The sequence below is a fragment of the Rhizocola hellebori genome, from assembly GCF_016862955.1.
Taxonomy (GTDB): domain Bacteria; phylum Actinomycetota; class Actinomycetes; order Mycobacteriales; family Micromonosporaceae; genus Rhizocola; species Rhizocola hellebori.
Genome location: NZ_BONY01000021.1, coordinates 126,435 through 145,129 on the forward strand (window position 1 = coordinate 126,435; position 18,695 = coordinate 145,129).

General features: G+C 67.4%; 19 protein-coding genes and 1 pseudogene. 10 read left to right on the forward strand and 10 right to left on the reverse strand.

The genetic code is table 11. From position 1 onward, the window contains the following. Window positions 1-43: 43 nt before the first annotated feature. Together Rhe02_RS19105 and Rhe02_RS19110 are read right to left on the reverse strand one after the other, a co-directional pair. Complete coding sequence (locus Rhe02_RS19105) at window positions 44-1,495, reverse strand: DHA2 family efflux MFS transporter permease subunit (RefSeq protein ID WP_239123911.1); 1,452 nt, start codon at window positions 1,493-1,495, stop codon at window positions 44-46. A gap of 39 nt (window positions 1,496-1,534) precedes the next feature. After that, a complete protein-coding gene (locus Rhe02_RS19110) occupies window positions 1,535-2,020 on the reverse strand; it encodes a MarR family winged helix-turn-helix transcriptional regulator (RefSeq protein ID WP_239123912.1) in 486 nt (161 codons plus the stop codon). 85 nt (window positions 2,021-2,105) lie between these two features. Here Rhe02_RS19110 and Rhe02_RS19115 point away from each other — a divergent pair, with 85 nt between their 5' ends. From Rhe02_RS19115 to Rhe02_RS19125, 3 genes are read left to right on the forward strand one after another with little or no spacing between them, the layout of a single operon-like run. After that, complete coding sequence (locus tag Rhe02_RS19115; RefSeq protein ID WP_203909618.1) at window positions 2,106-3,062, forward strand: lactonase family protein; 957 nt, start codon at window positions 2,106-2,108, stop codon at window positions 3,060-3,062. Window positions 3,063-3,071: 9 nt separating this feature from the next. Further along, entirely contained in the window at window positions 3,072-3,416 is a 345-nt protein-coding gene (locus Rhe02_RS19120) for a hypothetical protein (protein ID WP_203909619.1), read from the forward strand. Between the two features lie 54 nt (window positions 3,417-3,470). Next, a complete protein-coding gene (locus Rhe02_RS19125; RefSeq protein ID WP_203909620.1) occupies window positions 3,471-4,271 on the forward strand; it encodes a hypothetical protein in 801 nt (266 codons plus the stop codon). An 82-nt stretch (window positions 4,272-4,353) separates the two neighbouring features. On the opposite strand, the pseudogene Rhe02_RS50940 reads toward Rhe02_RS19125, so the two are convergent. Further along, window positions 4,354-4,856, reverse strand: a pseudogene (locus Rhe02_RS50940) (DUF72 domain-containing protein); the annotation flags it as partial. Between the two features lie 21 nt (window positions 4,857-4,877). Then, a complete protein-coding gene (locus Rhe02_RS19135; protein WP_203909621.1) occupies window positions 4,878-6,194 on the reverse strand; it encodes an MGH1-like glycoside hydrolase domain-containing protein in 1,317 nt (438 codons plus the stop codon). A 110-nt stretch (window positions 6,195-6,304) separates the two neighbouring features. On the opposite strand from Rhe02_RS19135, the gene Rhe02_RS19140 reads away from it, so the two are divergent. After that, window positions 6,305-7,387: a hypothetical protein gene (locus tag Rhe02_RS19140; RefSeq protein ID WP_203909622.1), complete on the forward strand. Its 1,083-nt coding sequence runs from the start codon at window positions 6,305-6,307 to the stop codon at window positions 7,385-7,387. Here Rhe02_RS19140 and Rhe02_RS19145 read toward each other — a convergent pair. The 3 genes from Rhe02_RS19145 to Rhe02_RS19155 form a co-directional block, all read right to left on the reverse strand. Continuing rightward, window positions 7,384-7,797: a nuclear transport factor 2 family protein gene (locus tag Rhe02_RS19145; RefSeq protein ID WP_203909623.1), complete on the reverse strand. Its 414-nt coding sequence runs from the start codon at window positions 7,795-7,797 to the stop codon at window positions 7,384-7,386. The genes Rhe02_RS19140 and Rhe02_RS19145 overlap by 4 nt on opposite strands. Continuing rightward, window positions 7,794-8,675: a TIGR03619 family F420-dependent LLM class oxidoreductase gene (locus Rhe02_RS19150; RefSeq protein ID WP_203909624.1), complete on the reverse strand. Its 882-nt coding sequence runs from the start codon at window positions 8,673-8,675 to the stop codon at window positions 7,794-7,796. Before Rhe02_RS19150 ends, Rhe02_RS19145 begins: the two co-directional genes overlap by 4 nt. A 66-nt stretch (window positions 8,676-8,741) precedes the next feature. Then, the gene (locus Rhe02_RS19155; protein ID WP_203909625.1) at window positions 8,742-10,430 is read right to left on the reverse strand and encodes an Hsp70 family protein; all 1,689 of its coding nucleotides are present in this window, start codon (window positions 10,428-10,430) and stop codon (window positions 8,742-8,744) included. Window positions 10,431-10,555: 125 nt separating this feature from the next. Between Rhe02_RS19155 and Rhe02_RS19160 the strand changes: the two genes are divergently transcribed. Both Rhe02_RS19160 and Rhe02_RS19165 read left to right on the forward strand, forming a co-directional pair. Then, window positions 10,556-11,476 carry a DUF1295 domain-containing protein gene (locus Rhe02_RS19160; RefSeq protein WP_203909626.1) on the forward strand — a complete coding sequence of 307 codons (921 nt, stop codon included), beginning with the start codon at window positions 10,556-10,558 and terminating at the stop codon, window positions 11,474-11,476. Between the two features lie 34 nt (window positions 11,477-11,510). Further along, window positions 11,511-12,569 (forward strand): coiled-coil domain-containing protein, encoded by a 1,059-nt coding sequence (locus Rhe02_RS19165; protein ID WP_239123914.1) that lies wholly within the window; start codon window positions 11,511-11,513, stop codon window positions 12,567-12,569. On the opposite strand, the gene Rhe02_RS19170 is transcribed toward Rhe02_RS19165, so the two are convergent. The 3 genes from Rhe02_RS19170 to Rhe02_RS19180 are packed head-to-tail and all read right to left on the reverse strand — an operon-like array spanning window position 12,563 to window position 14,259. Continuing rightward, entirely contained in the window at window positions 12,563-13,096 is a 534-nt protein-coding gene (locus Rhe02_RS19170) for a GNAT family N-acetyltransferase (protein WP_203909627.1), read from the reverse strand. The genes Rhe02_RS19165 and Rhe02_RS19170 overlap by 7 nt on opposite strands. A 2-nt stretch (window positions 13,097-13,098) precedes the next feature. Then, a complete protein-coding gene (locus Rhe02_RS19175) occupies window positions 13,099-13,737 on the reverse strand; it encodes a maleylpyruvate isomerase N-terminal domain-containing protein (protein WP_203909628.1) in 639 nt (212 codons plus the stop codon). A 6-nt stretch (window positions 13,738-13,743) separates the two neighbouring features. After that, entirely contained in the window at window positions 13,744-14,259 is a 516-nt protein-coding gene (locus Rhe02_RS19180) for a 2'-5' RNA ligase family protein (RefSeq protein WP_203909629.1), read from the reverse strand. Between the two features lie 243 nt (window positions 14,260-14,502). Between Rhe02_RS19180 and Rhe02_RS19185 the strand changes: the two genes are divergently transcribed. From Rhe02_RS19185 to Rhe02_RS19200, 4 genes are all read left to right on the forward strand, one after another. Beyond that, the gene (locus Rhe02_RS19185; RefSeq protein ID WP_203909630.1) at window positions 14,503-16,779 is read left to right on the forward strand and encodes a HelD family protein; all 2,277 of its coding nucleotides are present in this window, start codon (window positions 14,503-14,505) and stop codon (window positions 16,777-16,779) included. Between the two features lie 87 nt (window positions 16,780-16,866). Continuing rightward, window positions 16,867-17,277 (forward strand): RlpA-like double-psi beta-barrel domain-containing protein, encoded by a 411-nt coding sequence (locus Rhe02_RS19190; protein WP_203909631.1) that lies wholly within the window; start codon window positions 16,867-16,869, stop codon window positions 17,275-17,277. 22 nt (window positions 17,278-17,299) lie between these two features. Beyond that, window positions 17,300-17,902 (forward strand): DUF5666 domain-containing protein, encoded by a 603-nt coding sequence (locus Rhe02_RS19195; protein ID WP_203909632.1) that lies wholly within the window; start codon window positions 17,300-17,302, stop codon window positions 17,900-17,902. Between the two features lie 5 nt (window positions 17,903-17,907). Further along, complete coding sequence (locus Rhe02_RS19200; protein WP_203909633.1) at window positions 17,908-18,627, forward strand: MauE/DoxX family redox-associated membrane protein; 720 nt, start codon at window positions 17,908-17,910, stop codon at window positions 18,625-18,627. Window positions 18,628-18,695: the final 68 nt, after the last annotated feature.

The window sequence follows — 18,695 nt, forward strand, 5'->3', positions numbered from 1 at the left end:
GTGGGCCCGGGAAGGGGGCATGGCGCCCCCTTCCCGGCCTCGATCAGCCGATTCGAGCCAGACTCTGGTTTGCGTCGTCCTGCTCCCACTCCGCGTCGATGTCCGGTGCGGGTGCGGTGATCGGCCGGACGACCGTGGCGGCAAGGATTATGGCCACGGTCACCAGCGCGGCCCCGACGCCGAAGGCAAGGTGGAAGCCGTCGGTCAGCGCGGCCGGCGCGGCGACCCCCTCGGCGAGCAGATCTGTGGTGCGGGCAGTGGACAGGGACGCCAACACCGCCAGGCCCACCGCGCCGCCGACCTGAGCGGTGGTGTTCACGAGCCCTGAAGCCAATCCCGCGTCGTCGCGGGTGGCATCGGACATGGCGAGCGTCATCATGGTGGGGAAGGACAGGCCGCCGCCGACACCGAGCGCCACCAGCGCTGGGAGCAGATCGGTGAGGTACCGGCCGTCGATGGGTGTCTGGGTGAAGAGCAGCAATCCCGCGAGGATGAGCGTCAGACCCGCCAGCAGCACGGTGCGCTCACCGAAACGGGCGCTCAGCCGCGCCGAGAACCCGACCGAAAGCGTGCCGATCGCGATCGCCACCGGCAGGAAGCCGAGCCCGATCTGAAGGGCGTCATAGCCGAGCACCTTCTCCATGTAGAGGGTGCCCAGGAAGAACATGCCGAACATGCCCGCCACCATGAGCATCTGAACCGCGTTGGCCCCCAGCACATTGCGCGAGCGGAAAATCCGCAAAGGGAGCAGGGGCTTGCGGGCCCGCGCCTGGCGCACCACGAAACCGAGGAACAGGGCGATCGACAGCGCGCCGAGCCAGCCGGAGCCGGCGGGGCTTTCCACGATGGTGTAGACACCCAGCATCAACGCGGCGGTGATCAGGATGGCCCCCAGGACGTCGGCGCCCTTGCCGAGCCCGATGCCGCGTTCGTTGTCTATCAAGCGAATCGTGAGTACGAAGGCGGCCACCCCGATCGGCAGGTTGACCAGGAAGATCCAGTGCCAGTTCAGGGCCTGGGTGAGCACGCCACCGGCGAGCAGGCCGATCGAGGCGCCGGCCGCGGCGACGAAGCTGAACACACCGATCGCCCTGGCCTGCTCGGCGGGCTTCGGGAACATGGTCACGATCATCCCGAGGGTCACCGCGGTCGCCATTGCCCCGCCGACGCCTTGCAGGAATCGTGCCGCGATAAGCATCTCGGCCGACTGTGATGCTCCACATAGGAGCGAGGCGGCGGTGAACAGCGCCAGCCCGGTGAGGAAGACACGCTTTCGGCCCACCAGGTCGCCCAGCCTGCCCGCCAGCAGGAGCAGGCCGCCGAAGGCGATGAGATAGGCGTTGATCACCCACGCCAGGCCGGACTGGCTGAAGCCCAGGTCCGCCTGGATCGCGGGGAGTGCCACGTTAACGATGGTCTGGTCAAGGATGATCATCAACATCCCCGCGCAGAGGACGAAGAGAGCGAGCCAACGAGAGTCCTTGGTTACGGTCACGATGTGACCGTACCAGATAGTTTTGTTCGGGACTATTTGTTAACGAACTACTGTGGGGACCTTCGCTGCGCGCCGCCGCGGCGGCTTGTCGCACTGCATAGGCGTGGACAGTCTTCCCTCGGCCAGCTGGGTCAGCCCCTTCAGGAAAGCTTCGCGCTGGTCATCGGGCAGGCCGGAGAGGACGTCGGCATAGATCTTCGTCACCACTTTTTCGGCCTTGGCGACCATCCGCTCGCCGGCCGAGGTGACCGCGATGATCCGGGCTCGGCGGTCGGTGCTGGAGGGCACGCGCTCGGCAAGGCCGGCCCGCTCGAGCGCGTCGATGGTGACCACCATCGTGGTCTTGTCGAGGTTGCACCGCTCGGCCAGCTCGCTCTGCGTCAGCTCCTCGCCGATCGCCTTGCTGAGCACGCAGTTTTCGCGGGGCGTGATGCCCAGCTCGGCAAGGCGCACGGTCATCTCAGTCTCGAGGGTGTGCGTCGCCACATGCAGGAGCAGCATCAGGTCGGGAGCGGCGATGGGCATAGGTCCAGCGTAGCAAGACTGTCTTGTTCGGGACTATTTGCTGAACAAACCATTTCCAGCCGGGTGGCTTCGCTAGGCTGAGCCAGTGATCTACCTCGGCTCCTACGGCACTCAGATCCTGAGCTGGCCGTCGCGGGTGGGATACCCGTGCCCTTCACCCTCGTTCCTCGCGTTGCACCCGACCCAGCCGGTGCTCTACGCGGTCAGCGAGCAGGAGGGGGGTGCGTTCATCGCCTTCCACCTCGGCGAAGCGGAGGAGGCACGCGCGGTCAAGACCGGTGGCAGCTCCCCGTGTCACGTGGCCGTGCACCCCGGGGGCGCGATGGCGGCGGTGGCCAACTACGCGGACGGCTCGGTCGCCCTGGTGACGCTCGACGCGGAGGGTCTGCCCGCCGGAGAGCTTCTCGTGCACCGGTTCTCCGGCTCCGGGCCCAACCGGGAACGGCAGGAGGGGCCGCACGCGCACTTCGCCAAGTTCGTCGGCGATCAGCTGTACGTCGTCGATCTCGGCTCGGATCGCATCCACCGGCTCGATCTCGCGGCAAACGTGTTGGGCGCCATTGCCTTTCCCCCGGGCAGCGGGCCACGTCACTTTGCTGGCGGCCGGCCCGGCCACTGGTTCGTCACCTGCGAGCTCGACGCGACAGTGCGCGGCTACCGGGAGGAGCCCGACGGCTCGTGGACCGCGGCGGGAGTGCTCAAGGCGAGCTCGAGTGAGGGCCTGAATTACCCGTCGCACATCGAGTGCTCCAGCGACGGAGGCCTTGTCTACGTGGCAAACCGGGGGCCGAACTCGATCACCGTCTTCGCCGCCGACGAGCAGGCGGGGCTGACAAGGGTGGGAGAGGTTGCGGTGCAAGGAGCGTGGCCACGCCACTTCGCGCTCTACGGGGGCTATCTCTATGTGGCCAACCAGGACAGCAACAACATTGTTCGGTTCCGGATAGGCGATTCCGGCCTTCCGTCCGATCCGGAACAGTTACTAAACCTTGACAGTCCTAGTTGCCTCCTCCCGTGCGATGACGCCAGGGCGGTCTGGTAGGTTACATTCGTGGTCTTCATCGCGTCACGCCATCCTGTGTGGCGGATGGTGCGCCGGTCATTGCAGTTGCTGACCGGCGCCGTGATGCTGACCGCAGCTTTGAGTTCAGGCCCCGTCGATGTCTCGACGGTAGCGATCCAGCCGCCCGTCACCACCGCCGTGTCGATGGCCGGCACACCCAGCCCTGTGCAAGGGTTTGTCGACTCCACGCCGATCCATGCCGAGCCAGCTGTCGCAGCGGCCGTCCTGGATCGGGCCGAGCAACCCGCACCTGTTGCGCTGACAGCGATCAGCGTTCTCTCGGGCCGCATTCTGGCGGCCGCGCTAGGCGAGCGCGCACCTCCGCGTCTCTGAGCGCCAATCCCCCCACAAACTTTTTTCGCACACTTCCCCTCGAGGTGCACCTTCATGAACGCCGTCTTTCTCGAATTCCTGCATGGGCTGATGCAAGCCGCCGCCATCTGGCTGGCGCTGCTGGCCGTTGCCGTCATTGCCCTGTCCGTCATGGTGCGCCGCCCCGCCAAGCGAGAGCGGTTGCCCGAAGAGCAAAGAGTCCGCGGAGCGTTGCTCAAACGAGCCCGGTTGACCGCTCAATACGAAGAGCTGAATCGCTTCGCCGATGAGGTTTCGGTCGCGGCGCAGCGCGCTGCCGCCACCGCCGATCGCCGCCGTGCGGAATGGCTGGCCGCTCAAGGCCGAGTCCAGATCGCCTGGGAGGCCTATACGGCCTGCGATGATCAGGCAAGGCGGCTGACCGCCGCCGCGGCGATTCCGGCCCCGAGAACACCGTCGACCCCGGCGGAATACGCGGAGCGGGAAAGGTTCCTGCACCGGGCCGCGATGGCCGCATGCAGCCACCGCCAGCTCTCCCCGCTGGACCTGTCCGATGCCCTGGCCCACCGCAACGGCTGGGATCCGCGGCGTCACCCGGTCGAGCAGGAGATGGTGCTGCGGCGGGTGGCCCGCGACGGCCTGCTCGAGACGTATCACGCTGCGGCACAACAGGAATCGGCCGCCTGGCAGGTGGCCAACACGGCCACCGTGGCCGCGCGCAGCCTGCGCGAGGAGGCCTATCTGGCCGCCGATCGGGCACGCCAGGCCAAGCGGGTCGCGCGGCCGGGCCGCCCGGCCAACCGCACCGACACCCGTCCACAATGGTCGGTTCAGTCCACGGTCGGGATGCGGCTGATCGCCCGCCCGACCCGCTGAGCCGCGCCACCAAAGGCGATGGCGTCGGCGATGGCCGCCGCGCGGGGTCGTTGTTGAAATAGACGAAGAAGCCGTCGCGGTCGCCGTACTCGGCCGCGATCCGTTCCACCCACGACCGCAACGCTTTGCCGCCGTAGCGCGGACGTGGCGTGGCGCGGCCTTCGTGCATCCGCAGATAGCCGAAGCTCGCCGTGCGCCACAGCGGGCCCAGCGGCCGGCCGAGCCTGTCCGCCCAGCACAGGGCGGCGTTGTGCCGCTCCAGGGTGTGCCGCAGCTCGCCGGTGAACCAGGACGGATGCCGTGGCTCCACCGCGGCGAGGGTGCCGTGCGGAAGGAGCTTCAGCACCTCATCGAGCGCGTCCACGTCCGCCTTGAGCGTGGGCGGAAGCTGAAGCAGCACCGGCCCGAGCCGAGCGCTTCGGCGTGCCCGAAGAAGCGGGCCACCGGCTCGGCGGGATCGTTGAGCCGCTTGATGTGGGTCAGGTACCGGCTCATTTTCACCGCCACACGGAAGCCGCGTGGCGTGCGCTGCCGCCACTGCTCGAAGGTGTGCCGCTCGGGCAGCCGGTAGAAGGCGTTGTTCACCTCTACCCACCAGGCCTGCGTTCAAACACCCATCAGGATCGACACCTTGTGGATGCCGGTCAGGTTGAGCGGGATGACCGGCTCGTGGAGATGGCCGTCGAACGCGAACGACACCATCTGATCGCCAACGCCGTCGATTTCCAAATTCAGTTCCATTTCTCGGTACCGGAAACCGCGCAGCACAACCCGTTGGAAGATCGCTGGCCGAACCGGCCTGAAGGTGATGCCGGTCGTGTCGAAGGACATCCCGAACAGCCCCTGGTGAATCATGGATAGATAGCCCGCAGCACTCCAGAGCTGGCGGGCCGAGCCGTCCGGCTTGCCCGTGAAGGGCCGGTAGAACTCGTGGAAAGTGGTGGCTCGCCCGGCCAGGTTGGCCAGATGGGCCAGCTCGTTGCCGAAGATCGCGGTTTGGCCGCGGGCCGCGGCGGCCCGTGCCCAGTAGGCCTGCACGAACGGCCACACCATGCCGTTGTGGTAGTAGTTGGCATCGTTGAAATGCCAGAGCCAGGCCAGATAGCGCGGCCAGAGGCACGGGAGGCCGTGGCCAGTGATATGCGTATTCTTGAATATTTGGGTGGCCCTTTCGTCGTCGGCCACCCCCCACAGCACGGCCAGGGCCGCGCCCAGCCCTTCCGCTCGGCTGGACGGGCGGCCGTGCTCGTTTTCGTAGTAGGCGTAGAGGCCTTTGGCCGGTACCCAGAGACGAAGGTTTATGGATTCTTGAAGCCTGCGCGCCTTGTCGGCAAAGGGTTGTGGATCCTCGCCGAAGATTTCCGCCATCCGCGCGGCGAGGGTGTAACCGCGGTGGTAGAGCAGGTTGGTGCTCAGCGCCTTGGTGCGCCTGACCCGCGCCCCGTTGCTGTGGAACCGGAACGGGTAACCGCTGTTGGACTCCATGAAGCTGGAACAGCCGCGGAACAACCCCGACCCGGCGTCGAAGGCGTCGCGTTCGGCCCGCGCGAGGCTGTTGCCGGTGACCTGGTAGCTCCATCGCAGGAACTCCTCGTCGCCGCTGGCCAGATAGGTGCTCCAGGCGCCGACCGCGCCCACGATGGCGTCGGTGAGGTTGGGCCAGCCGCCGAAGTGGCGGCACGAGTCCTGGTGCCACACCTCGCCCAGCGGGTCGGTGCTCGTCTTGGTGCGCATCGTGGTCTTGGCGATCTCCGGCACGCCCAGGCCTGTTCCCAGATCGATGGCGTAGGAGCTGTCGCGCGTCCACACCGAGGCCCAGCGCCGTCCGGCGAGCAGCTTGCCGTCGACGATGTTGCCCTGCACATCGCGGGTCGCCTTGGCATAGGCCGAGTCGTAAAGCGCGTGTCCGGAGTGGAGGCTCATGCCCTCTAGACTGTCACGGGCCGGCGGCACTTTAGCGGACGAGTCCTTGATGCGGGGCAAATTCCAGAAAGCCAGCCGAATATCCCATTCGCCTTCTAGAGTCGACAAACGTGACTCCAAGGCATTATGCAGCTGTTTTGGCAACCCTCGCCGGTGGCATCCTGCTCGCGCAGCCGGCGTCGGCCAATCCCGAACAGCCGGCCCCCCCGATCTCCATAGAGGTCAACGCACTGACACGCACCGCCTCCGGCACCGGCTACGTGGTGACCGTGCACAACAACCTCGAGGTCGCCCAGCAGGTCGAGGTGATCCAGCGGTTCGTGCAGACGCCCTCGGCCGCCACCGCCTCCGACGCCGGGCAGCTGCAGCCGGAGGGCATCACCTGGCTGGTGGAGGTTCCGCCCCAGCAGCCGCGGGCGATCAGCAGCGACGTCACGTTCAACGGCTCGTTCACCACCCGCAGCACAGCCTGCATCCGGGACGTGACCACCAAGCGCACCCTGGACTGCGCCACCGGCGACCTGGCCGTAGGCGCGACCGAAGCCGGGGCTGGTACCAACTGGATTCCGCTGGCGCTGTTGGTGATAGCGGTGGGGCTGGGGGCGGGCGGGGTCCTCTGGATTTTGCGGCGCCGCTCGCGTTGGGTGCCGGCGCTGAAGAGCTTTGTCGGTGAGCATCGCGATGTCGTAGTCGGATGGGTCGCCGCCTTCGCCGTGGTGGTCATCTCCGCTTCCGCGTTCCTCTACCTGACCGGGCGGGCGCGTTCCGCCGTCGACCTGCAGGATCAGCCGGGCCAGGCGATGGGCTGGTCGGGTCAGCAGACAGCCCTCACCCTCGGGCTGCCCGCCTCCTCGGACAAGGTCGAGTTCACCCTCTACCACTGGGCCTGCCAGCAGCTCGACGCCGGCCCGCAGTGCCTGGCGACGGTGGCGTTCCGCAACACCTCGAAAACACCGCAGCAGTGGGTACCACGCCTGCAGCGCCTGCAATACGCCGACGGAGACTGGATCGGGGCCGATCCCGTCCTGTCGTTCGTCGCCAACGGGAGCAGCGATCTGTTCGCCGCGCCGGTAGCCGCGGGGGAGCGGCGGGTGGCCACCCTGGTCTACCAGCCCGCCAAGGACAAAGCCTTGTCCCGCTTGGAGTTGCGAGACGGCGCGTTCTCCCGGGGAGTGGCCTTCCGGATCGGCTAGGCGGGACGCATGGTGGCGAACGCGCGCTCGGTTTCCCAGAAAGCGCGCAGCGACCGGATGAGCCCGTCCTCACCGACGCGGTAGACGAAGACCCCATCGGTGTCCACGCGCATGCCGCCGGGCAGGAAAGCGGTGATGGTTCCCACGTTGGCGATCTCGTCACCGGCCGCGAAGGAGTCCGCGATCGCGAACTCGAAGCGTTCCGCCTGCGCGATGGCCATGTCCCAGAAGGCGGAGATGCCGGCGTGGCCGTGGTGGCCCTTGCCCTCCTCGTCGAACATGGACGGGCCGACCGGATCTTCGATGACCGCGTCCGGCGCGAAGAGGGCGAGCCATTCCTGCTTGGCGCCGCGGGTCACCGCGTCCATCGAGCGCTGGGCGGCCAGGCGGGCCGGGTGTTCGGTCGTCATGCTGTCGGCTCCATCTTGGTGATGACCTCTTCGGCGAAGCGGTAAAGTCCGTCCTTTTTGGACTTGAGATCGGCGTCGAAACCCGCGCCGTAGAACAGCCACGGCACCACGATCGCGTCGGTGACCCCGGCATCGGCCTGCTGCCTGTACCCGTCCAGCCCGAACCGGTCGATGCACACCGCCTGGATCTCGAACGGAACCTCGGCCCGCCCGTATTCGCCGCGCAGCTCGGCCAGCCGGGAGATGGTCTGCACCAGCTCTTTGAAGCGCATCATCGCCGAAGTCCAGCCGTCGCCCGTGCGCGCGGCACGGCGCAGCCCGGCCTCGGTGTGCCCGCCGACGTAGATTGGCACCGGCTCGCTGGGCGCCGGGCTCATCTGCAGCCGGTCGAAGCCGAAATGCTTGCCGTGGAACTCGACCATGCCGCCGCCGAGAATCAGCCGCAGGATCTCGATGGACTCGTCGGCCCGCTCACCCTTGTCGGTGAACGGCGCGCCGCACCACTCGAACTCCTCAGGAGTCCAGCCCAGCCCGACGCCGAGCCCGAAACGGTTGCCGGTCAGGTTGGCCACCGAGCCCACCTGGCGGGCCAGCAGCACGGGATTGCGGGGTCCGAGCTTGAGCACCTGGGTATAAAAGCGGATCCGGCTGGTGGCCGCGCCCATCGCCGCCGCCGCGATCAGTGGGTCCACCCAAGGGGTGTCCTGATTCCAGAACCGGCTGCCGTCCGGCGTGTACGGATACGCCGCGGCCACCTCTTCCGAAAAGAAGATCGAGTCGGGGAGGGCGATAGAAGCGAAGCCGCACTCCTCGGCCGTGCGAGCCAGCTCTACCAAATGCTCCAACGGGTTCAGAGCGACGCCCAGCGTGAACTTCATGGGCAAAACTGTAACGTGTTCTAAGATCAACTGGAACGTGTTCTAGAAATCTTGCATGGGAGGGGGTCAGATTTTCCAGACATCTAGGCGGGTGGTTTGGGCGGTGGACCAGCGGTTGAGGAGGTAGTGGCCGTCGGCGCTGAAGGCTGAGCGGACCTGGCCGGCGGTGGCCACGTCGGTGCGGAAGAGCTCCTCGTCGGTGTCGGCCTGGTGCAGCCAGACCGCGGCGTGCCCGTCCACGCGGGTGGATCCGGCGCGCAGGCGGCCGTCGGGGCTGCGCACCTCGGCCGCGAAACCGTGCTGGGCGCTGCGATCGACGAAGCCGGTGAAGCGCCGGCCGAGATCGTCGCCCACGATCTCGTCCACCACCGCGCCGGTGCCCAGGTCCCACATGGTGGCCACATCGCGGCGGTACCGGCCCACGCTGACCTTGCGATCCACCTCCGACACCAGTCGCCAGTCGCCCTCGTGCACCCGCACCGACAGCGGCGTCGCGCTCGCCTGGAACTGCGACATCAACCTTCCCGACGGCACCTCCCAGACCGCGAAGTGGCCCACGTCATCCCAGGAGACCAGGGCCAGCTGCCCGCCGGGGCGCACGAACACCCGGCCGTGTTGCGGTGTCGTGACCGGACACACCTCCTCCACGACCGCGCCCGAGCTGATGGCCCGCATCCGCACGTAGGCGCCGGAATCGGCGTACTCCACCAGGTTCCGGCGATCGGCGGTGAGCATCCACTCGCCGCTGACCTGCAGAGCCAGGTGTTTGGTCGGACGGTCGTTGCTGATGAGCATCGCCGAGCGGGCCATCGCCGCGATCGTGCCCGAGGGGAGGTAATCCCCGGAGCGGACCCGGTGCTCGACCATGATGCCCTCGCGCAACGCGGTGAGGTCGTAGACGCGATCGTCGGGCGTACGGACCTGAGCCAAACAGGCGCCGTGCGGATAAGGCTGGCCCTCCGCGACGAGCCAGCGCAACACGCGCGCCCGGTCCGGGGTGGGCCAGGAGAGCGGCTCCACCCGCCACGCGGCCGGGGTGGCCTTGATGGCTCGGCCGTTGGTCGCCTGGGCGGCCCAGCTGGCGGCGCCGCGAACAACGGCGAATTCGGGGTCGGCCGGTTGCAGGACAGGCCGTCCCAACTCGGCATGCAGCACCTGGCCCGCGATCGGCAGCCGTGCCCCGCCGCCCACGAGCACCACAGCGTCGACTTCGGACAGATGGAGGTTGGCCCGGGCCACCATCGCCCGGCAACTCGCGGTGAGCCAGCGCAATGCCGAGTCGGTCAGGATGTCCAGCCCGGCCCGGGTGAGGCTCTCGGCCGCGGTCTCCTCGGCCAGCTGCAGCGGCTGTTCGGGCTGCAGCCGGATGAGGGTGGTCGACCAGGTGACGCCCAGGTCGCAGAGCAGCACCAGCGCATCGTCGGGCAGCTCGGGTCGGGTGTGCGGGTCGAGCATGGCGGCGACCGAGTCGCTGATGAGTTCGACGTCGGCGAAGCCCGCCTCGGCGGCCATGGCCACCACGGCTTCGCGCTTGGCCGGGTCACGGCCGAAGGAGGTGGGGATGGTCAGCGAGAGCCGGTCGATGGGCGAGTGCGCCACCGTCGTGGCGGCGTCGACCACCGTACGCAGATAATGAATGTCCAAATGGGAGTTCCATGCGGGCGGGCAGGCGATCGCCTGGATCTGGTCCTCGGTGACCAGGGCGGCGGTGGTCTCGTAGTTGCCGAAGTCGACAACCAGGATGGACTGGGTCATGTCGATCTCCCTACCCAGAGCCGGGCGGAACGCATCGATGACCGTATCCATATTTGGTTTCCCCGAGATTTCGGTGCGAGAAAAGAACCGTTTCCTAATAAGGGAAAGCGGAGTAGCTTGGCCCGATGGCGGACAGTGCATACCGGATCGGCCGCGACTTCGCCGGCCGATCGCGCGCAACGGCTTTCGCGATAGTGGTGGGCGCCTATGCCCTGGCTTTCCTGGCGGCCATCGCCGCCGCGTCCATGCTCTCCGGCCGGCACCCGATCACCGTGTTGTTCTGGGCCGACATCGCCGGAACCGTGGCGATCTTCCTGCTTTCCATGGTGGTCGCCAATTCCAGCCTCTACGACCCCTATTGGAGTGTCGCCCCACCGCTGATCATCGGCGGCTGGCTGGTCTGGCACCTGTCACAGGGGGACCCTCCGGCCAGCCTGCGCCATTGGCTCATGCTGGGTCTGGTCACGGTGTGGGCAGTGCGCCTGACGGCGAACTGGGCGATCGGCTGGACGGGTCTGGGCCAGGAAGACTGGCGTTACGTGCAGATCCGCGAGGACACCACCGGGCGGGCTCCGTGGTGGCTGGTCAGCTTTACCGGCATTCAGTTGATGCCGACCCTGTTTGTCTTCCTGGGCCTGCTTTCCGCCTGGCCCGCGATCATTGGCTGGCGCCCTTTCGGGGTACTCGACGTGCTCGGGGTGATCGTGATGGTGGTCGCGATCGGGCTGGAGACCGTCGCCGACCTTCAGCTGCGCCGCTTCTCGGCCGACCCGGCCAACCGTGGAAAGACCGTCGATGTGGGGCTGTGGCGGCTGTCGCGCCATCCCAACTACCTGGGCGAGATCATGCTCTGGTGGGGGCTGTGGCTGTTCGGTCTCGCCGCCGCCCCGAACTGGTGGTGGACGATCATCGGCCCGCTGGCCATGGTCGGCCTCTTCCTATGGATAAGCGTCCCGCTCATGGAACGCAGGTCGCTTGCGCGACGGAGCGACTACGCGAAGTATCAGCAGGAGGTATCCGTTTTGGTGCCTTGGCCGCGAAGGTAGAGGCCCTCAGCGAACTGCGGTATCGTGACCGACCGTGACCCTTAAGGTGCCCCTCCGCCCCCGACGGTCCATCGCCCCGGCGCTCATAGCGGTCTTCGCGTTGGTGCTGGGGCTGGCGACGCCAGCGGCTGCCGAGCCCGCCCCGACGGCACCGCCCAACGAAGGCGGCACGCCGACGGTGGTGACGCTGCGGGCCAACTTGGAGGCCGCCGCGGCCGGCTTCATCGAGGCGGAAAACCAGCTCAACGCCTCAAAAGCCAAGCAGGCCGAATATGAGGCGCAGCTGCGCTCGGCCGAGGCCGAGATGGCGCGGGTGCGCGGCGGTGTGGCCAAATATGCCACCGAGGCCTACAAGACCGGCCGTCTCGGCGTGATCAGCATGATGCTGAGCTCGTCCACGACAGACGCGTTCCTCGATCGTGCCCGCGCCATCGACATGATGACGCAGCGTGACCAAGGAAGTCTAAATACGTATCTGGCCGCCAAGAAGAACGCCACCGACTCCAAGATCGCCATCGAGGCGCAGATCGCCGAGCAGGCGGCGGCTACCGCGGAGATGCAGAAGCGCAAGACCGCAGCCGAGAAGGCGCTCGCGGCCGCGGGCGGCACCGCCACCAGAACCAACGTCGACTGGGCGACGCTGCCCACCGCCCGGCCCGCGCCGCGCAACTCCGACGGCACCTGGCCCAGCGAGACGTGCTCGGAAGACGATCCGACACCCGCCGACGGCTGCATCACGCCGCGCACGCTTTACATGCTCAACGAAACGCATCGGCTTGGCTGGAACTGGTACGTGTCGTGCTACCGGCCCGGCGACAAATATGAGCACCCGAAGGGTCGCGCCTGCGACTGGGCCGCTTACCCGACCGGCTTCGTCGATAAATCGGCCAAGGACGCCAACAAGGTCTACGGCGACCGGCTGGCCGAGTTCTTCGCGAAGAACGCCAGCGCGCTCGGGGTCATGTACGTCGTCTGGTATTGCCAGATCTGGCAGGTCGGCGTGGGCTGGCACCGGTACAACTCGACGGGCTCCAAGTGCGGCGACTCGCCCGCGGGCGACCACACCAACCACGTCCACGTGTCGATCTACTGATTCTCCCAGTCGGCCCGCGTCAGCTCGTACTCCACGTCGCCAAGTTCGGTGCCCTCGATGGTCTCCGGCCACGCCAGGTGATAGGTGCGCAGGTAGCTCAGCCCGCATTTCTCCATGACCCGCCGCGATCCGGCGTTGACGGTCATGGTGTTGGCCACCACCCGGGTCAGCCCCAACTCGGTGAAGCCGTAGCGGATGAGGGCGCGCGACCCCTCGGTGGCGTAGCCCTTGCCCCAGGCGTTGGTGCGCAACCGGTAGCCCAGCTCGCGTTCGCTGCGCGCGCCGAGCACGGTGGTGAGCGCGAACCAGCCCACAAAGTCTGAGCTGGCCCGCTCGATCGCGGCCCATTTGCCGCCCTCGCGCAGGATGCGTGGCAGCAGCTCGGTTTCGATCTCTTCGCGCGGCGTGGGCCTGCCCCCGTTGATGAAGCGCATCACCCCGGGATCGCTGTCGAGCGCGTAAAGATTGTCCACATCAGATGGTGTGAACTCGCGCAGGGTCAGCCTTTCCGTTTCCAGCAGGACCATGCTCAGAACGCATTGATGAGCTGTGGGGCGCGCTCGGCGCGGGTCAGCGCCCGCAGCACGGCACTGGCGCCGTGGCGGCGCACCGCGAGGCTGGTCAGCAGCGAGAGCACCGGCTCCAGCACGATTGGCGGCAGGGCCGGCGCGTCGATGCCGACGCTGTAGGCCAGATCGTCGGAATGCACCGAGATCTCCATCATGCGGGTGATCAGGAAATCGTCGAGCAGGAGCGCCCACGGGCCGGCGGGTGGCTCTACCAATCTTTCCTGCGGCTGGGCAGCCAGCAGCTCGCGCGTCTCGGCCGCGGCCGCATTCGTCTGCGCGGCAAGCATTGCGGCGCCATCGCTGGCGTTGCTCTCGCCGCCCTGCCGGATTGCCACATTGATCTCGGCGTCGACATCGGCGTCGATCCACAGGACCTTGCCGTAGTGGTCCACCAGTGACACCCGCTCGCCCTGCGGCGGCGGCGCCTTGAGCAGCCGGGGCACCGTGAGCACCTGCCCGGCGAGGTGACCGGCCAGGCCGCTGACCGTGAAGCTCTCCAGAGCGCTCGGCTTGTTCCACAGGTTGGCCACGGCGGGGTCAGCGAGCAGCTGCGCGGCGGAGGCGGCCGCGAGAAGGTAAGCATCTCTAATGGGGCCCATGAGGCCTCACCCTAGCCGAAGCCACTGACCTCTCGCGTGGTCGGCGACCGCCGCCCCGCTGATCGTGGCCGGGATCGGAATCACGTCGAGGCAAAGGCGTATCGCCTCGGTCATCTTCTGCAGCGGCACCCGCATGGACAGCGTGCAATGCGGAACCCAGTTGCCCGGCCGGTAGAGGTCGAAGCCGCCCACTCCGGCTTTGGCCAGCCGCTCATGAACCTCCGCGTGGTGGGCCAGCAGCTCGGCTGTGGGAGTAGGGCCAAGCCAGAGCACCCGGCCCAGGAACTGGCCGATGAAGTCGAACTTGAGCTCCAGGGGCGGCGCCGCGGGCAAGCCCGACAGGGCGTTGGCCACGGCGTTGGCGTCCAGCTCGGGGGCGCCGGTGAGGGAGACGTGCGGCCGGTGCTTGCCGTGGGTCAGGTTGCGCAGGGTCTGTACCCCCGACTCCTCAAGCGCATCCCAGAGGTTGCGGATCCGGCGTTCCGCGACGGCGTCAAGATAAAGCTCCAGCGCTGCGACCACGGCGGTAAGACTAGCGCGACGGACGAACTATCCTTTGTGGATGGACAAACCACGTGCAGCCATCGGCAGCCCTGTATGACCGGCGCAGCGTCGGGTGAGGATTATCTCGAGCACCGCCGTAATGTCGTCGCTTGGCTGGCTCGTCTTCGCCCGTGGAAGTCGCTAGACTAACCAGTTCCGGCAACGGAAGAAGACGCCATAAACAGGCGCCTTCGGGGATAAGAATAGCGAGTGGGAGCCGCCTTGTCAATAGATGACATCGACGCCGAGCAGAAGACCGTCGCCATGCTCTACGCGCGCCTTGACGCGATGCGGGAAAGCGCGGTGCTTCGACTTCGCGAGTCGCTGCGCGCCCCATCGGGTGGCACCCATCAGTCCCGGTCGGAGCGCGACTCGGCGAGCACGATGTACGCCGACCAGATCAGGCAATGGGACGCGGCTGAGCACGGACTGTGCTTCGGCCGGCTGGACTACGACAGCGGAGACCATCTGCACATAGGCAGGATCGGGCTCTTTGACGACGAGAACGACTTCGAGCCTCTGCTGATCGACTGGCGCGCTCCGGCGGCGCGCCCGTTCTATCTGGCCACCGCCGCCTCGCCGCAGGGCGTGCGCCGCCGTCGGCACATCCGGACCCGCCTGCGGGAGGTGATCGGGATCGACGACGAGGTACTCGACCTGTCCGCAACGCCGATCTCCACGCACCCGGGACTCACCTCCGAGGCCGCGCTGCTGGGTGCGATGAACTCCGCCCGCACCGGGCGGATGAAGGACATCGTCGAGACCATCCAGGCCGAGCAGGACAGGATCATCCGCTCCGACCTCAACGGGATTCTCGTGGTGCAGGGCGGGCCGGGCACGGGCAAGACCGCGGTCGCGCTGCACCGCGCGGCCTACCTGCTCTACACCCACCGTGAGGCGCTCACGCGGCGCGGCGTGCTCATCCTCGGTCCAAATGAGACGTTCCTGAGCTACATCTCCCAGGTGCTGCCCGGGCTCGGCGAAACCAGTGTGCTGCTGCGCACCCTAGGCGATCTCTTCCCCACCGTGAAGGCTCGCCGCAGCGAGCCGCCGGAGGCGGCGGCGGTCAAGGGCAGCCTCGCGATGGTGGAGGTGCTCTCCAAGGCGCTGAGCGATCGCCAGGCGGTACCCGATGAGCCGGTCGAGATCGAGCTGACCGATGAGCACGAAGGCTTCGGCTATCAGCGGGAGACCCTGCTGCTGGACCCCGAAACCTGCCGCAGGGCAAGGGAAAGGGCCCGCCGGAGCGGCAAGCCGCACAACCTGGCCCGGCCGGTCTTCGTGGAGGAGATCGTCGCGGCGCTGGCCCAGCAGGCGGCGGAGAAGCAAGGGTTCGACCCGTTCGCCGACGACCCGCTCGGCGGGGACGACGCCCCGGGTGGCCTGTTGCTCGATGACGCCGATGTCGCGGAGATCCGCAAGGACCTCCGCCGCGACCGCGTGCTGGAGTCCAGATTGGACGAATATTGGCCGCGCCTGACCCCGCAACAGCTGGTTGGTGAGCTGCTCGCCGATTTCGGGCGGCTGCGTGCCGCGGCGGGACACCTGAGCGAGGCCGAAATCGAGCTGTTGCACGCAGACCCGCTCAAGCACGGCTGGACGCCGGCGGACGTACCGCTGCTGGACGAGGCGGCCGAGCTGCTCGGCGTCGACGAGGCCGACGCCGAGGCGCTGGCCGCCCGCCTGCGCCGTGAGCAGATCGCTTACGCCGAAGGGGTTCTCGACATCACGGCCGGTTCGGTGTCCACCGATATCGAGGTTGACGAAGAGTCCGAGATGCTCATCGCCGCCGACGTCATCGACGCCAAACGGCTGGCCGAGCGCCAGGTGGACGAGCAATTCCTGACCGCGGCCCAGCGCGCGGCCGTGGACAGGCAGTGGAGCTTCGGCCACGTGATAGTCGACGAAGCCCAGGAGCTGTCACCGATGGCGTGGCGGCTGTTGATGCGCCGCAGCCCCAACCGTTCCATGACCGTGGTCGGCGACGTCGCCCAGACCGGAGACCTGGCCGGTGCCAGCTCGTGGTCGGCGGTCTTCGCGCCCTACGTGGCCAGCCGCTGGCGCGAGGCGGAGCTGACCGTCAACTACCGGACCCCGGCGGAGATCATGGAGGTGGCGGCCAAGGTGCTCGCCAGGATCGCGCCGCAGGCCAGGCCGCCGCAATCGGTGCGCGAAACCGGGGTACCCCCCGAGGAAATCTTCATTGAAGCCGAAGCGTTGCCGGAACTCATCGCTCGCGAGGCGTCCAACCTGGACGGCGGCCGGCTGGCCGTCATCGTGGCGAGCCGCGACAGCAATGAGGTCGACCTGGAGAGCGAAGTCGTCACGCTCACCGTGCGCCAGGCGAAGGGGCTGGAGTTCGACACCGTTATCGTGGTGGACCCGCAGGCCATCGAAAGCAGCTCACCGCGCGGTGCCAGCGATCTCTATGTGGCTCTGACCAGGGCCACGCAGCGCCTCGTCCTGGTCACTTTCGACAGCGACGGCAGCGTTCGTTAAAAATTTCCTTCAATCGATACATTGACGTGGCTAGTTTTCACCGGCGAGGATGGTGGGCATCTCACGACCCCGAGAGGAGATGTCCACATGACAATCGTTGGGGAAATGTCGTGGTTCTGCTGCGGTTCGGCCTGGGGGCCGTGCGGCACCACCGGACACGGTGCCTGTGGCACCTGCAATTCCGGCTCGCGGCAGCACGCCTGGCCTAACGCGTCACAGGCCTGCCTCGACATCACGAGGCCGGATCTGTGTGGTATCACGGGCATGAGCCGGCGCACCTGCGGCTTCCAGCACCGCACCACCAATCTTTGCAACGGTTCCTCGGTCGTCACCTCCATCGCCGACTGCGGCCCACGCACCCGCAGCTTCTGCGGGGAGCGAAGCTGTTGCGGGGCCAACTGTGGCAGTCACCGCATCGTCGATCTGACGCCGTCGGCCTACAGCGTGATAGCCAGCCTGTCCACCGGACTGCGGCCGGCCCGCGTCACGGTTCCGTAGCGAGCAGAAGGAGACCTCCACCATGGATACCACATTGGACCGTCGCCGCCTGTTCACCGCCGCCGTTCTTGGCGGGGCCACCATCGTCGGCGCGACCGCCCTGGGATCGCTCGCGCCCGAAGAGGCGCTGGCCGCACTGGCTTGGGACGTCGAGCCTGGCGCGGTTGACCCGAACTTCGCGGAAGGCCGCATCACGAGCATCAACGGCACCAAGCTTTTCGTCACCGGCTCGGACGGTGTCTTCCATCGCATCCAGGCCACCGAAGGCACCAGCATCTGGAAGCTTCAGCCGACCGGCTTCGACTCCGCGCAGGTTGGCGACGGCCTTTACGCCCGCGGCGTGCGGCTCGCCGACGGCATGCTGGCCGCAGAATCGATCTGGATAAATATCGTCAACCTCGAAGTGCACATCTCCGCGATGAGCCGCAACATGCTGCACATGGAGCACTACGGCAGCAAGATTATTGGTCATGTGGTACCCGGAAAGACCGCCACGGTCTACAACGGCACCCCGGCCATCAGTGACATGTCGCTGCTGAAGGTTGGCAGCCACGTCAAGGTGATCGGTGCCTGGCGACCCGACACCAACGAGATCGACATCGCGACCGTCTACGCCGCGGTCTGAACGCCATGACGATCATCATTGGCTTCGCCCTCGTGTGGGCCGGGGCTTTCAAGTTGCTGTCACGCCGGGCGCCCATTGCCGCGGCGCAGTCCGGGCTGAGCCGGCTCGTGGGCACCACCCATGTGGTGAAGGCATTTCGTGCCCTCGGCGCCGTCGAGCTGGTGGTCGCGGCCAGCCTGTTGGTGACACCGATTCCGGCCATCGCGCTGTGCGTGGCGTTCCTCGCCTACCTGGCCTACACCCGGGTGCTTTCGCCGGAGTCGTCATGCGGGTGCACCAGCGCGCGCAAGACTCCCATCGGCTGGCGCAGCTTCACCTACACCGGTGGTCTACTGCTGATCGGCGTCGGCGCGCTGGCCGGGCTGTCGGCGCCGTGGTGGGGCATCGTGGCCCTCGCGGTGGCGCTGGCCGCGGTCAACCCCGACCTCGACCGCTTCTGGCTGACACCGTTTCGCCATCTCAAGGTTCGCCTGACACATCCGTTGCAGGAGGCAACCTCCGACGAGGTGCCGCTGCTGGCCACCATCCAGCAACTTCAGCGAAGCGACGCCTACCGAAGGGTCGGCGCGCTGCTGCGCTCAGATGTGGTGGAAAGCTGGGACGAGGGGGAGTGGCGCCTGGTCCGCTATTCGGTAACCCACGACGGCCGCCCCGCCAACGCCATCTTCGCCGTCCCCCGCCTAACCAACCACCCCGAACGAGTCCGCCTAGCCATCGTCGAATAACCGACACCCTCGCGGCGCTGCCGCGCGTTGCTTTGCACGCGCCAATGTTGCAGCGCCGCGCCGGTGTC

Bases quoted from the DNA above. Each gene is read 5' to 3' on its own strand.
- Rhe02_RS19110 (WP_239123912.1), bottom strand. From the start codon at position 2,020: ATGCCCATCGCCGCTCCCGACCTGATGCTGCTCCTGCATGTGGCGACG.
- Rhe02_RS19125 (WP_203909620.1), top strand. From the start codon at position 3,471: ATGAACGCCGTCTTTCTCGAATTCCTGCATGGGCTGATGCAAGCCGCC.
- Rhe02_RS19135 (WP_203909621.1), bottom strand. From the start codon at position 6,194: ATGAGCCTCCACTCCGGACACGCGCTTTACGACTCGGCCTATGCCAAG.
- Rhe02_RS19145 (WP_203909623.1), bottom strand. From the start codon at position 7,797: ATGACGACCGAACACCCGGCCCGCCTGGCCGCCCAGCGCTCGATGGAC.
- Rhe02_RS19150 (WP_203909624.1), bottom strand. From the start codon at position 8,675: ATGAAGTTCACGCTGGGCGTCGCTCTGAACCCGTTGGAGCATTTGGTA.
- Rhe02_RS19155 (WP_203909625.1), bottom strand. From the start codon at position 10,430: ATGACCCAGTCCATCCTGGTTGTCGACTTCGGCAACTACGAGACCACC.
- Rhe02_RS19160 (WP_203909626.1), top strand. From the start codon at position 10,556: ATGGCGGACAGTGCATACCGGATCGGCCGCGACTTCGCCGGCCGATCG.
- Rhe02_RS19170 (WP_203909627.1), bottom strand. From the start codon at position 13,096: ATGGTCCTGCTGGAAACGGAAAGGCTGACCCTGCGCGAGTTCACACCA.
- Rhe02_RS19175 (WP_203909628.1), bottom strand. From the start codon at position 13,737: ATGGGCCCCATTAGAGATGCTTACCTTCTCGCGGCCGCCTCCGCCGCG.
- Rhe02_RS19190 (WP_203909631.1), top strand. From the start codon at position 16,867: ATGACAATCGTTGGGGAAATGTCGTGGTTCTGCTGCGGTTCGGCCTGG.
- Rhe02_RS19195 (WP_203909632.1), top strand. From the start codon at position 17,300: ATGGATACCACATTGGACCGTCGCCGCCTGTTCACCGCCGCCGTTCTT.
- Rhe02_RS19200 (WP_203909633.1), top strand. From the start codon at position 17,908: ATGACGATCATCATTGGCTTCGCCCTCGTGTGGGCCGGGGCTTTCAAG.